This is a genomic window from Halomonas sp. DP1Y21-3, from assembly GCF_019801245.1.
Taxonomy (GTDB): Bacteria; Pseudomonadota; Gammaproteobacteria; order Pseudomonadales; family Halomonadaceae; genus Halomonas; species Halomonas litopenaei.
In genome coordinates, this window is record NZ_JAHVJM010000009.1 from 58,844 (window position 1) to 72,655 (window position 13,812).

Consider the following 13,812-nt stretch of genomic DNA (forward strand, 5'->3'; position numbering starts at 1 on the left):
CTCCATGTGGTTCAAGCACTTGCACCTCTATCGTCTGCACGACGCCAGCACCCTGGACAGCGAGCAGCTGGAGACGGCCCTCGCCGAACAGGCTTTCCGCCCGCTCGGTGGCACCGAAGCCCGCCGCATCGGCTGGACGACGCCTGCCGGACGGGGTAGCGATCGCTATCTCCACGAGCTGCAGGGCCAGCGCCTGATGACCGCCCTGCGCCAGGAGCGCATCCTGCCCGCTTCGGTGGTCCGCGAAGAAGTCGACGAGCGCGTCGAGGTCATCGAGACCCAGGAAAGCCGCAAGCTACGCCGCCAGGAAAAGCAGGCAATCAAGGAGCAGGTCTACGAGGAACTGTTGCCCAGGGCCTTCGTACGCAGCCAGAAGACTGACCTATGGTGGGATACCCGGCGAAACTTGATCGCCGTCAACAGCTCCAGCCGAAAGCGCGCCGAAGAGCTGCTGGATCTGTTGCGCGAGTCCCTGGGAAGCCTCAAGGTAACGCCGCTCTCGGCCCAGACACTGCCGATTCGCGCCATGACCACCTGGCTCAACGACGCCTCCTCGCGCCCCGCCGACATGCTGCTCGGCGACCAGGTCGAACTCAAGGCCAAAGGCGACGACGGCGTGCTCAAGGCGCGCCAGGTGGACCTGGACGGCGACGACATTCAGCAACTGCTCGAAAGCGGCCGACAGGCCAGCAAGCTGGCGCTGGGCATGGAGGGGCGCCTGCGTTTCGTGCTCCACGACGACCTGGCGGTCAAGTCACTGGCCTTCGATGACGCCCTGATCGACGAAGCCAACCAGGCAGATGACGGCGACGATGCCGTGCTGCGCATGGAAACCGACTTCATTCTGATGGCCCAGACCCTGGGTGAAAGCGTCGACCGCCTGATCGATTGGCTGGGCGGCGAAGCCCAGAGTTCTTCTGTTTCGGCTACTGACCTCACTGCGACGACACCATGACTTCGACATCCGATGCCCCGCAGGATCCCTGGCACGATATTCGCCCCTATCAGGACGACGAGGTGGCGACGACCCTGACTCGCCTGGCAGAGGACCCGGAGCTGTTGAGCGCCCTGACCCGCTACCGGCTGCCGCGCCTTTCCCGCATGATGCCCCGCCTGTCACGCACGCTGGCCAGCTGGGCGATCAAGCGCGAGACCCGCGACGTCACCAGCGTGACGGCGTTTCAGCAACGCATCGCGGCCTACATGCAGCGCATGCTGAAGACCTCCACCGACGACTTTCGCGTCGACGGCCTCGATCGTCTGGACCCCGATACCGCCTACCTGTTTATCGGCAACCATCGCGATATCTCGCTGGATCCGGCCTTCGTCAACTATGCGCTGTACCTCGCCGGCCGCAACACCGTGCGCATTGCCATCGGTGACAACCTGCTCAAGAAGCCCTACGTCACCGATTTGATGCGGCTCAACAAGAGCTTCATCGTGCCGCGCAGTGCTCGCGGCAAGCGCGCCATGCTGCAGGCCTACCACAAGCTGTCGAGCTACATCCGCCACTCCATTCAGGACGACAATCACTCCATCTGGATGGCCCAGCGCGAAGGCCGGGCCAAGGACGGCATCGATCGTACCGACCCCGCGATCATCAAGATGATGACCATGGCCCACCGTGCCGACAACCGTCATGCGCCGCTCGGGGAAGGCATTGAAGCCCTGCGCCTGGTACCGGTATCGATCAGCTACGAGTACGATCCCTGCGACGTGCAGAAGGCCAGGGAGCTGAAAGCCGTCAGTGAAGACGGCAGCTACAACAAGAGCGAGTTCGAGGACATCAGCTCCATCGTCGCCGGCATCACCGGCCACAAGGGGCGTGTTCATCTGCGCTTCGGCACGCCGATCGATCGCAGCTTCGATACGCCGGAAGCGGTCGCTGCCGAGATCGACCGCCAGGTGCTGAGCGGCTATCACCTCTTTCCCAGCCACCATCTGGCGCTGGAGGCCTTGGGCAGCCATCCTGAGCTGGTAGACCTGTCCGAGGTGTCAGAGGCCGACCGCGATCGGTTCGCGCAACGGCTTTCCGAAGTCCCGGAAGACCTCAGATCCTGGTGGCTGGCCCAGTACGCCAACCCTGTCATCAACTGCGCGCGGAGCGAGCCTTCGTCGTGAGCCAGAAAAGCCAGCCGGGGCGCTCCAGACACCCCTTTGCCTGGACGGCCCAGGGCGTCACCCTGATCGGCGCCGGCGTGGACCTTGTCGTCGGCGTGCTCAAACTGGTGACCGGTGTGATCGTCGGGTCGGCCGCCCTGATTGCCGACGGCATCCACTCCTTTTCGGATATCGTCACCGACGCCTTCGTGCTGGCGGCCACCCACTACGGCCGCCAGGAACCCGACCGCGACCATCCCTACGGCCACGGCCGAATCGAGACCCTGGCAACGCTGTGGCTCGGCAGTGTGCTGATCTTCGTCGCTGGTGCCATCGCCTGGTCGAGTGTCGAGCGCCTGCTCGATCGGTCTCCGAGCGCCGCACCCGGCCTCGTTGCCATCGCCGTGGCCGTGGTCTCGCTGCTGGCCAAAGAGGCGATCTACCACTACACCTTGCGCGCCGCCCGCCGCTTCGACTCACCGCTGCTCGAGGCCAATGCCTGGCACTCACGCACCGATGCCATGTCCACCCTGGTGGTGCTGGTCGGCCTGGTGGCGGGGCAGTTCGGCGTCGGCTGGATGGACGCGGTGGCCGCCATCGTGGTCGGCCTGATGGTGGGTTGGGTCGGCGGACGGCTGATGTGGCAGTCTTCGAGGGAGTTGATCGACACCGCCCTGCCGGTCGAAGAACAGCGTGCGATGCGCCGACTGGCGGAGTCGGTGCCGGGCGTCAAGAGCGTGCATGATCTGCGCACTCGCCAGCTCGGAAGCGACGTCGTGCTCGATCTGCATATCGTGGTCGCTCCCAGGGTCACGGTGTCCGAAGCCCACGAGATCGGCAATGCAGTCAGTCGACAACTACGCGAAGCGCACACCCGCCTGAAGGATGTCACCTTCCACATCGACCCCGAGGACGACGAAGGACAGACCGAACACAGCCTGCGCCCGGGCTTGCCGCTGCGCGAGGAGATCGAGCAACTGCTGGATGAACGCTGGTCGCATCAGCGTGCCTGGCAACACCGTACGGCGCTGAATCTGCACTATTTGGATGACCGCATCGACATTTCGTTGTACGTTGACTCTGATATCCATCATGGGGATCTCGATGACTTGGCTCATCAATTGTGCCGAGACCTCGACACCCTGCCCTGGGTAGGCCAACTGAAGCTGTGGCAAGGGCCCGGCAAGGCCTGACCTCCGCCCGGCTTGGAACTCGCCATGAGCCCAGATGCCGTCTTGTCTCGCCCGTCTCGCCGCCGTCCCCCTTCCTGGCTCGCCTGGGGGTCTGCGAGCCTGTTGGGCGCCTTCCTGGCGCTGGCACCCGCACCGGTGGACGCGACGCTCGACCATGCGCGAATGCGCGCGGCCATGAGCGCCGAGTACGGCAGTCAGGGGGTAAGAGCCCTGGACGAATGGCTCAACCTGATCGATCGCCTGAGAGGCGCCGACCTTCGTACTCAGCTTCGCGACGTCAACGACTTCTTCAATCGCAAGATGCAGTGGCTCGAGGATCGCACCATCTGGCGCCAGAGCGACTATTGGGCCACCCCCATCGAAGCCCTGGGGCGCGGCGCAGGCGACTGCGAGGACTACTCCATCGCCAAGTACGTGACCCTCAAGGAGCTCGGCATTCCCATCAGCAAGTTGCGCATGATCTATGTGCGTGCTCGACTGGGACGTAGCCAGATCACCCAGGCCCATATGGTGCTCGGCTACTACGAGACGCCAGGCGCCGAGCCCCTGATTCTCGACAACATTGCCGCCGGCATTTCCCGTGCCAGCCTGCGCACCGATCTGGACCCGCTGTTCAGCTTCAACAGCAGTGGCCTGTGGGCGGGTGGCACCACCCAATCACGGGCGGATCCCCTGGCGCGCCTGTCGCGCTGGCGAAACGCGCTGGATCGCATGCGCCAACAGGGAATCCAGTGACATCATGCCAATCCTTCATCTAGAGACGCCGCCATGTCGTTGATCAAACAACTCTGGCTCGCCATCATTGCCATCCTGCTGATTGCCCTGATCGGCAGTCTGGTGGTGGCCGTATCAGGCAGCCGCGCCTACATCGAAAAAGAAATACTGATCAAGAACGCGGACAACGCCAATGCCCTGGCGCTGAGCATGAGCCAGATGCCTGACAAGGATGAAGTAACGCTGGAGCTTTTGATCTCGGCGCAGTTCGATACTGGCCACTACCGCAAGATCCAGCTGCTCGACACCCAGGACAGACCGATCATTCGTCGCGTCTCATCAGCCCCCGAAGAGACTGGCGTACCGGGATGGTTCCGTGAGCTGGTCGCCTTCGAGGTCCCCGCCGGCACTGCGGTCATCCAGGATGGCTGGCAGCAGCTTGGCACCTTGCAGCTCGAAAGCGCACATGGCTTCGCCTACCAGTCGCTGTGGCAGAGCACCCTGCGCATGGCCGCCTGGTTCGTGGCAGCAGGTGCACTCAGCCTGCTGATTGCCTACCTGCTGGTACGCCAGATCCGCACCCCGCTGAAGACCCTGACGCGCCAGGCCAACGATATCGGCCAGCGTCGCTTCACCGTCGCCCCGCTGCCCCGCACACTGGAACTGCGCGAAGTGTCCGACGCCATGAACCGGCTGTCGGAAAGCGTGCGCGAGATGCTCCAGCGCGAGAGCGAGCAGATCGACCGGCTTCGCCGCCAGTTGCTGCATGACACGGTGACCGGGGCCTTGACCCGGGAAGCCTTTATCGACCGCCTCAACTACAGCCTCGAGCAACAGGGTGAATCCAGCTACGGCGTGGTGGCGATGATCCGTGCCACCGACCTGGCCGCGCTCAACGAACGCCGCGGCCACTTGCACACCAACGGCGTGCTCAGCGACCTTTGCCAACGCCTGACCGCCATCGCCGAGGCCCATGGCGAAGGCTATGTGGGTCGCCTCAACGGCAGTGACTTCGCCCTGATGCTGTGCGGCAACGTCGACGAAAGCTGGGCCCGCGAACGGCTGGACGACAATCTGTCGACCCTGGCCGAACAGAACGCACCGGTTCTGCGGCTCCCCGCTGCCCTGGCGGTCTACCACCACGGCCAGGAGCGCACCACCCTGATGGCCGCACTGGATGGCGCCCTGTCACTGGCCGAGAGCCGTCCTGGACGGGCGATCGAGTCCTGCCACAACGTGGAGCAGGAAACGCTCTACCGCAGCCGCGCCGAGTGGCGCTCATCGCTGGTCGAAGCGATGGAGCACGGCGTCCTGCTGGGACAGTATCCGGTGCTGGATCGACGCGGACAGTTGCTGCATCACGAGGCCCCAGCACGCCTCAACATCAAGGGCGAATGGCGTCAGGCGGGTGTCTTCATGCCCTGGATCGCCCGTCTGCGCCTCCACGACAGCCTGGATATCAAGGTGATCGATGCCGCCCTCGACACCATCCATCACCACCGGCAGCCGCTTGGCATCAATTTGTCCCATGCAGCGATTACCCAGCCGAATGTCGTGATCGCCCTGCAGCAACGACTCAGCGCCCGCCCGGACTCGGCCCCCTTCCTGTGGATCGAGGTGCCGGAGTCGATCGCCCGAAGCGATCTCGAGAGCTTCCGATATCTCTGCCAGTCGCTGGCCCCCTTCGGCTGTCATCTGGGCATGGAGCACGTCGGTGCGGCCTTCCGCCAGCTGGGAGATCTGCAGGACCTTGGGCTGTCCTACATCAAGATCGACGCAACCCTGTGTCGTGGCGTGTCGGAGCGGCCGGAGCAGCAGACCATTCTCAGGGGCATGGCGACCCTATGCCATTCGCTGGCGATCCAGGCCATCGCCGAGGGCATCGACGAGGATCGCGATATCGACACCCTGTTCGAGCTGGGCCTGGACGGTGTCACCGGCCCCGCCGTGTCCGCCAGGATGGAAACCGACAGGCACTCGTGAACGTCGATGACATGAAGGGTACACAACAAAGGGCCACCCGAAGGTGGCCCTTTGTCTTGCCCAGGTCGACGCATGCGACTTGAGAGGTGCAGATGCTCAGCGCTTAGATGAGGGGGTCGTCGTCCCCTACCAGATCCACATCATTGTAGCGACGACGCAATGACTGGCGGTCCATGATCTTGCGGCGCGCCGCGTCAGGCAGATCGGTGAAGCTGATCACGCCCTTGTCCATCAGCAGATCAAGCACGTCCTCGAGCACCCGCACGAAGGCCAGGTCGGAGGCATGGAACTGGGACTGTTCGTTGCGCTCGTTACCGTCTGACAGGAAGAACAACAGCTCCTGATCATCCGGCGCCATGAATTCGTCGCAGGTCGCTGTAGGCTCCCGGCTGACACAGACAAGCTTTCCTTCCCCGTCACGCTGGACGTACATGTCACGTTCTCCGCAATCTTAGTTGGTCGAGCATATATCAAGTTTCCCTTGATCAGTAGCCCTCGGCGTTTACCGCCGAGGGCCTTGCCCGTTTCGCGCTATACGACTGGACCGAGCGCCTGTCTACACATCCAGCTGGCCCTGGTTGAGCAACTGCGTCAGGAAATCATCGGGGCTTGGGGCCGCGTTGGCCACGCCTTCCAGGGTAATGACCTGATCAGCGTTGCCATTGTCGTCCGCCAGATTTCCATCGCTCTTGACGTACAGCACAATATCATCCCCTTCCTGTTCGGCGTGGATATAGTCATTCAGCGACTGCTGGTCGTCGTCCTTGTCGTAGCCTTGCAGCAACTCGCTGAGATCCAGCACATCGGCCTCTGGGTCCTGGCTGGCGTCGACACCGGCAGGCGCGACGTGGAAGTCGGTGATGACGTCGTCGGCGGGATCTCCGACCACTCCCTCATCACCCAGCACCCAGGCGAAGGTATCCGCACCGAGTCCTCCGACCAGGGTGTCATCGCCGGCACCGCCGAGCAGCAGGTCATCGCCTTCCTCACCATATAGCGTGTCGCTACCACCGCCGCCGATCAGGGTGTCGTCACCGTCACCGCCCTTGAGGGTGTCGGCGCCGCCATCCTTGCGCTCGGTGTCCATCAAGGATTCATAGTTTCCTCGAATGTACTCGAGCACCTGGGTTTCGTCGGGATCTGCTCCGCCATTTTCCGACCACTTGAGGAACTCGAACAGCCCGGCAAAACCAAGGCCATCATGCTCGCCTGCCCTGAATTCCTCTCCATCGCCATTGGTCCATTCGAGATGGTCGGTATTGATGGTGTCGCCGAAGATGATGTCACCGCGATCCGTCCCATCGAGTACATCGTCGCCGAGTTCCGCCAGCTTGTCGAAGGACGAGCCGCCCTTGAGCACCGCCTCGAGCTCCTCGGCGGTGTTGACGACAGATGCCTCGCCGACCGGCGCAGTGGGATACCCGAAGTCGTTGATGGTGATGCTGTCGAGCTGGACCAGATCCTGCTGCCCACCCCCGTTGACGACCTCGATGACGATACGATAGACACCGCTGTCAAGCTGATCGGTTTCGAAGGAGGAACCCCGTTGGCTTTCGCGGGGATAACCGGAGTCGACCGTCACCCAGTCACCGCTGCCATTGGATTTCTGAACCTCCCAGCCGAAGTAGTCAGCCCCGCCGTAGGCATCGGTACTGTAGCTAAATTCGAGTGTCGAGTAGCCGGTATCAGGCGTGTCAAGAACGAAGGCGGCACTGGTCGCCACGGTACTACCCGAGAAACGGCTGATATCCGTCAACGTTAGCGAACCATTTCCCACGACTAGCGTACCGGTGGCGTCCCCGGACTTGGTCCAGCTAGTCGCCGAGTCTAGCGGACTATCCAGGCCGGTGAAGTCGGCAAGTTGGCGACTTCCCGTCTGTGCAACCGACGAGTAGGGAATGATCTCACTCGCGCCGGTGACATCGGTGTTGTCGAAGAACTTCAGCACGTCTTCGTTGATGCCGGAGCCGATACCGATCGCTTCGACGCGACTGATTGCCGACAGGCCTTCGAAGGACTCGATCGCGTTGTTGACCTCATCAAAGCCGGTATCCCGACCGTTACCACCGGTACCGCCACTGTCGTTGACGTAGAACGTCGGCAGCCCATCGGTAAGGAAGTAGGTCAGATTCTCGTAGCCGTTACTGCTCGACTGTTCCTCCAACCAGCCTTTCGATGCCTCGAATGCCGCCTCATAGTTGGTGCCGCCCCCGCTATTGCTGCTGCCATCGACGGAGTTGATATAGGTGACGATCCGTTCGACTTCACTGTCGACCGAGCCCAGATCCATGGTCTGGGTAAACCGCGCTCCCGTATCGAAATCGACGACCTGGAGATTGATTACCCCGTCGAAATCGGCCAGTTGCTCGACCAGATTAGCCAGAGCCTGCTTGGCCAATTCCATGCGGGACAGGCCAGCGGTACCGGAGCCTCTACTCATGCTGCCCGAGGAATCGAGAATCAGGGAGATATTATAGTTCTGCGCAGGATTCACCACGGTGAAGTTGCCACCACCATCACCCACCATGACATCACTGCCGCCACCGCCGGAGACAGTATTGTCGGAGTTGTCACCGACGTATAACTGATCCGGAGCGCTGACTTCGACGGTCAGGCTGCCCGCAGCGTTGTCGCCGTCACCGTCAATACCGGTCAATCCGAGCTCGATGTCAAAGGCATCCCCCGCCTCACCAAGCCGATAGTCCATATCGCCCAGGGTAAAGGGCGTATTGCTACCGCCCACCACCTCGATACCCTGGAGCCCACCATCCGGACTGAGTTCGAACGACCATCCATCCTCCACACCATCCAGAATCAGACGGCCGGCCCCATCGACGCTGATGGACACCTTGTTGGTAACATCGGTGCCTGTCTGATCGAGAATGCGGACGTCATCGGCGCTCAGACGAATATCGTTGTCCACCGTCTGGCTGGGAGACCCAGAACCCGGCACATCACTTGCGTAGTTGAAGGCAGCCACGGTGACCACTGCCTTGGCACCGTCACCTTCAACATGGATGGTCTGGGTCACCTCGGACACACTTTCGTGCCCCTGCCAGCTCGGCTCACCGGTGACAGAGAACCCCAGGCTATCGAGGAAACTGATGCGGATGACTTCGTTAAGCTCGATACCGGGACTTACACCACCGAAGACACCGAGCGTGCCGTCCAGCGGCACCATGCCAACGCCATTGGGCGTCGAGTAGAGAACGTCGTTGTCACCCTCATCGTCCTGGTAGTTAATGCCGTGGTACTGCACGACACCATCGAGACTCAGTTCAGAGATATCGGCACGCTCGACACGCCCGTTGCTGATCTCGCCATCGGCAACGTTGATCTGATAGCCGTCTCCGGCCGGATCCAGGGTGACCGTAAAGCCGACAACCCCATCCGCAGTCACCGCCTGCAACTGATGACCGTCGGTGGATACCTGATAGGTCAGCGCCTCGCTGTCAAAGTAGAGGGGGTTGCCGTCCGCGTCAGTGGCTGGCTGCCCCTGCACATCGGTGAAGGTCACGTCCTTGACCCCATCGGCACCAGACACGCCAGCAAAGTTCAGCTGACCGCCTCGACCATCGACGAGAGCAGCCGAATCCGAGGTAAAGGCCTCCGGGCTGTCGTCGTTGACCAGCACCTGCAACTGACCACTGGCCGGGCTGCCATCGGAATCGACGATGGTGTAGCCGACATTGAACGCCAGAGAGTCCTCCGTACCCTGCTCACCATGGTCCAGAGGCTGGTGCAGTGTCACCTTGTAGGCGCCGTTCGCCACCCCGGTCAGGGCAACGGTCAACACCAGTGCGTTGGAGGCGTCACGCCCCGTGACCGTGCGGCCGTCGTCGCTCAACGTGTAGGACACCGCCTGGCCACTGGCCGTTACCGTGGGCAGGCCATCAAGACTCCAGCTGAAGGCACTTGAGCTCGCTGCCCCATCGTTGCCAAAGGAATAGCCAAGCGTCCCGGTGACGACGGTCGCCTCACCGGCCGCATCACCCGGGCCACCGGCATTGCCACCCGACAGGCCATCTTCGTCCACGCGAGCGACACCATTGGTGGCCTCCGGCGTGGAGTCAGCCGCCACATTGACCGTCAAGGTGGCGTTGCTGGTGTCGCCGTCGGCATCGGTGATGGTGTAGTCGATGACCGCGGCGCCCTCGAAGCCCGCCGCCGGAGTGAAGGTCACCTCACCGCTGTCGCTATCGATGGTCACCCTGCCAGCACTCTCGTAGCCCGACGCCATGCTCGCCGACACCAGAGTGGCGCCATCGGCTCCGCCCTCGTCGTTGGCCAGTACGTCGACGGTGACCTCAGTGTCCTCGGCGGTGCTCACAACGTCATCGACCGCCGTTGGCACGTCATCGACAATATTGATGCTGATGCTGGCAGTCGAGCTATTGCCGTGGGCATCGATCACGGTATAGCTGAATACGTCCTGGCCATTCAGGGTGTTCTGACCGTTATCCGCCTCAGCGCCGGTCACGGCGGTATCGAGGGTATAGGTGTAGGACCCATTCTCCTCGATGACCAGAGTGCCGTAGCTGCCGCGCAGGGTCGTGGCGGTGAACGTCAGTGCATCGCCCTGGGCATCACTTGCCTGAAGCTGGCCTTCCGCCACTTCGCTATTGCTGGCGGCATCGCTGCCCGTGGCAAGCCCGGCCTCGCTGACGGTAGCTGCGCTGGCATTGGCCGTGGGCGAGCCGTCGTTCACCACAAACTTGATGGTCGCCTGGCTGGTATCGCCATCGGCGTCCCTGATGGTGTAGCTCACTACCTCTTCATAACTATCGTTGGCGTCGGCGGTGTAGGTGTAACTGCCGTCGGCGTTCCAGCTGAGCTGACCACGCAGCCCGCTGTCATCGACGGAGATGACCGTGGCCCCGTCCGCACCCTGGACGTCATTGGCCAGCATTCCGTTGCCCGCTGTGGTGGTCAACGAGGTACCGGACTGCAGCGCGGCGGGGGTGTCATTGACGGCCTGAGGCACATCATCGATGACATCGACGGTAATGGTGCCGGTGGCGGAATTGCCGTGACTGTCGGTCACCGTATAGACAAAGCTCTCGGCGTCATCGACGGGGTTATCCGACGAGGTGACCGGTTTGGTCAGGGTGTAGGTAAAGGAACCATCGGCGCGGATGTCGATCTCGCCATAGTTGCCCTTGATAGTCTCCGCCTTGAAGGTCAAGTCGTCGCCCTGGGCATCGGTCGCCACCAATTGCCCATTCACTTGCTCTGAATTGGTCGCCGACTGGGACCCCTCGTCAAGCCCGGCCTCGTTGACCTGCACGTTGGTCGGCTGAGTCGTCGGCGTACCGTTTTCGACATTGATGGTCAGGGTGGCCTGACTGGTATCACCGTCGGCGTCGGTAATGGTGTAGTTGACCACCTCGGTGTAGCTGGCGTTGTCCTTGGCCGTATAGTCAAAGCTGCCATCGGCGTTCCACGTCAGGGAACCCTGCAGGGAAGACTCATCGACGAAGGTCACGGTGGCGCCGTCGGCGCCCTGGGTGTCATTGGCCAGCAGACCAACATCGGCACCCTTGCTGATCACCTGCGAAGACTGCACGCCATCGAGCTGATCATTCACCGCCTCCGGCGCGTCATCGACCACCGAAACCTTGACGGTCGCCGTCGTACTATCCCCATCAGCCTGGCTCGCCACCACACTCACGCCCTCGATAGACAGTGAGTTCTTCAGCGTCGCTGCCACCTCATGGGGCAGACTGTCGCTGAGCGTGGCCGTGACACTGACATCGCCACTGTTCTGAGCCGCCACCGAGGCCGGCGCCTGCAGGCTCAGGGTCAGCACCAGGTCGTCGCTGCCAGCGAGTCGAGCCTCCAGTTCACCCTCGTCGTTTGCGCTCCAGACCAAAGACTCACCAGCCGCCAGACCCTGGACGCTGATGCCGGTGACGCTGTCATCGGCACCGATATTGCCAAAGCCGAAGTTCACCAGGCTGTCGCTACCCGCGTTAAACGTCAGTACGCCACTGTCCTGATCCGCAGAGACTCCGGTGTCGGCGTCCTGCAGTGTCAGATCCAGCGCCTCGGTAGTAGCATCATCGTCGCCTTCCTTGATGCTGACACTCGGGCCGCTGCCGTCGGTGATGGTGACGGTGTGGCTATCGGTGGCGGTATCGCCATCGCTGTCTTCGGTGGTGATGGTAAAGTCGATCGACGGACTGTTGGCCTGGTCGAGGTTGTCCTTGGCCTCGAAGGTCCAGTTGCCGTCGCCAGTGACGGTCAGAGTGCCTTCGGCGAGCTTGAAGCTGACGAAATCGGTATCGCCATCGCCCAGCGGCTTGGTTTCGCCTGCCGCTGTCACGCTGACGGTGGCACCATCGGCACCGGCGTCGGTGCTCCAGGTGCCGTCTACACTCTCGCCTTCGACCACGCTGGCAGGCGCTTCGACGAACTCGATGGACGGGCTGTCATCGGCGATCGCGATGCTGAGGCTTCCGTTGGCCGCACTGCCGTCATCGTCGGTGACCACCAGGGCCACCGTCTCGGTGAAGCCGGCATCCGTGGCACCTGCCTGACTGTCGTTATCGACGCTGGTGTCCAGCGTGTAGCTGTAGCTCACGGTGCCGCCGGCTGCCGGGTTGGCACTATCCGACGGTGTAAAGCCGGTCAGGCTAAGGCTGCCGTATTCGGTATCGACCACCACCGGGCTATCGGCAGTCAGGTCCTGCAGATCGCCCAGGCTCAGCGACTGGTTGCCCACCTGCACGCTTTGCACGCCATCGGCGCTGGTAAAGGTGAAATTACCGGGCTTGGTCAGCGCGTCCTCGCTCGGGGCAGAACCTTGCTCCAGATTGGCTTCACTCACCGATACGTCACTGCCCCCGGTAGCCAGCCCCGAGAGGCTGACGCCGTCGTCGGTACCGGTCACGGTGATGGTCAGCGTCGCCGGTGAGGTGTCCCCGTCGGCGTCGGTCAGGGTGTAGGCAAAGGTCTCGATCAGCTCTTCCTCGCCGCTGAGCGCCTGCACCCGCGGATCGTCGTTGTCGAGCTGGTAGGTGTAGCTGCCGTCGCTGTTGAGCGTCAGGGTGCCGTAATTGCCTGCGCCCGTCGGTGCGTCCAGCGCTACGCTGGCCGGATCGGCATCGGTGGTGTCAGCACCGGTGGTGTCGTTGGCCAGCACATTGCCGGAAACAGAAGCGGTCTCCTCGGCAATGGTGTCGCTGTCGTCACGTGCCGTCGGCACATCGTCATTGACGTCGATGGTCAGGCGGGTCGAAGCCGTATCGCCATCGCTATCGGTAACGACAATGGCGAACTGATCCGCCAGATCGTCGCTGCCGGTGCCCTGGCTGGTGTGGTCCTGGGTGCTGCCATCCAGGGTGTAGCTCCAGCTGTACTCGCCGTCAGAGACACTGACGCTCAGGGTGCCGTAGTCGCCTTCGACCGTGCCGCCGCCCGTCACGTTCTGGCCGTTGATCACCAGCGAGGCCAGGCTATCGCCCCCGGTGGTGATCGGCAGACTGCCATTGGTGCTCTGGCTGTCGTCGCCTGCCGCGCTACCGCCCGGCAGTCCGGCTTCGCTGACGCTGAACTGACCACCTTCGGCATCGGGCGATGCGTCCGGCACGCTGACGGTCGGCGTGGAGTCCGCCGCCACCGTCACGGTGAACACCGCGTCGCTGGTGTCGCCATCGGCATCGCGAATGGTGTAGTCGATGACCGCATCGCCCTCGAAGCCCGCCGCCGGGGTGAAGGTCACCTCACCGGTGTCGCTGTCGAAGGACACACTGCCCTGGCTCGGATTTCGCAGGGTGGCGTCGGTGACACTGGCACCGTCCGCGCCCTGGGTGTCGCTGGT

At 62.7% G+C, this 13,812-nt stretch carries 7 protein-coding genes; 5 read left to right on the forward strand and 2 right to left on the reverse strand.

Translation table 11 applies throughout. The annotated features are described in order from the left end of the window. Positions 1-4: 4 nt before the first annotated feature. From KUV74_RS20475 to KUV74_RS20495, 5 genes are read left to right on the forward strand one after another with little or no spacing between them, the layout of a single operon-like run. Complete coding sequence (locus KUV74_RS20475) at positions 5-955, forward strand: recombination-associated protein RdgC (protein WP_108133792.1); 951 nt, start codon at positions 5-7, stop codon at positions 953-955. Beyond that, the gene (locus tag KUV74_RS20480) at positions 952-2,121 is read left to right on the forward strand and encodes a 1-acyl-sn-glycerol-3-phosphate acyltransferase (protein ID WP_045994810.1); all 1,170 of its coding nucleotides are present in this window, start codon (positions 952-954) and stop codon (positions 2,119-2,121) included. The genes KUV74_RS20475 and KUV74_RS20480 overlap by 4 nt, the downstream gene beginning before the upstream one ends. Continuing rightward, positions 2,118-3,293 carry a cation diffusion facilitator family transporter gene (locus tag KUV74_RS20485; protein WP_222517246.1) on the forward strand — a complete coding sequence of 392 codons (1,176 nt, stop codon included), beginning with the start codon at positions 2,118-2,120 and terminating at the stop codon, positions 3,291-3,293. The genes KUV74_RS20480 and KUV74_RS20485 overlap by 4 nt, the downstream gene beginning before the upstream one ends. Positions 3,294-3,317: 24 nt before the next feature. Continuing rightward, complete coding sequence (locus tag KUV74_RS20490) at positions 3,318-4,028, forward strand: transglutaminase-like cysteine peptidase (RefSeq protein WP_222517247.1); 711 nt, start codon at positions 3,318-3,320, stop codon at positions 4,026-4,028. A 33-nt stretch (positions 4,029-4,061) separates the two neighbouring features. Beyond that, on the forward strand, positions 4,062-5,990 hold the full coding sequence (locus KUV74_RS20495; RefSeq protein ID WP_222517248.1) for an EAL domain-containing protein: 1,929 nt from the start codon (positions 4,062-4,064) through the stop codon (positions 5,988-5,990). A gap of 103 nt (positions 5,991-6,093) precedes the next feature. On the opposite strand, the gene KUV74_RS20500 is transcribed toward KUV74_RS20495, so the two are convergent. Next, the gene (locus tag KUV74_RS20500) at positions 6,094-6,423 is read right to left on the reverse strand and encodes a hypothetical protein (protein WP_045994806.1); all 330 of its coding nucleotides are present in this window, start codon (positions 6,421-6,423) and stop codon (positions 6,094-6,096) included. A gap of 123 nt (positions 6,424-6,546) precedes the next feature. Next, the coding region (locus KUV74_RS20505; protein ID WP_222517249.1) for an Ig-like domain-containing protein at positions 6,547-13,812 on the reverse strand (7,266 nt) is incomplete at its 5' end.

Bases quoted from the DNA above. Each gene is read 5' to 3' on its own strand.
- KUV74_RS20495 (WP_222517248.1), top strand. From the start codon at position 4,062: ATGTCGTTGATCAAACAACTCTGGCTCGCCATCATTGCCATCCTGCTG.
- KUV74_RS20475 (WP_108133792.1), top strand. From the start codon at position 5: ATGTGGTTCAAGCACTTGCACCTCTATCGTCTGCACGACGCCAGCACC.
- KUV74_RS20490 (WP_222517247.1), top strand. From the start codon at position 3,318: ATGAGCCCAGATGCCGTCTTGTCTCGCCCGTCTCGCCGCCGTCCCCCT.
- KUV74_RS20480 (WP_045994810.1), top strand. From the start codon at position 952: ATGACTTCGACATCCGATGCCCCGCAGGATCCCTGGCACGATATTCGC.
- KUV74_RS20500 (WP_045994806.1), bottom strand. From the start codon at position 6,423: ATGTACGTCCAGCGTGACGGGGAAGGAAAGCTTGTCTGTGTCAGCCGG.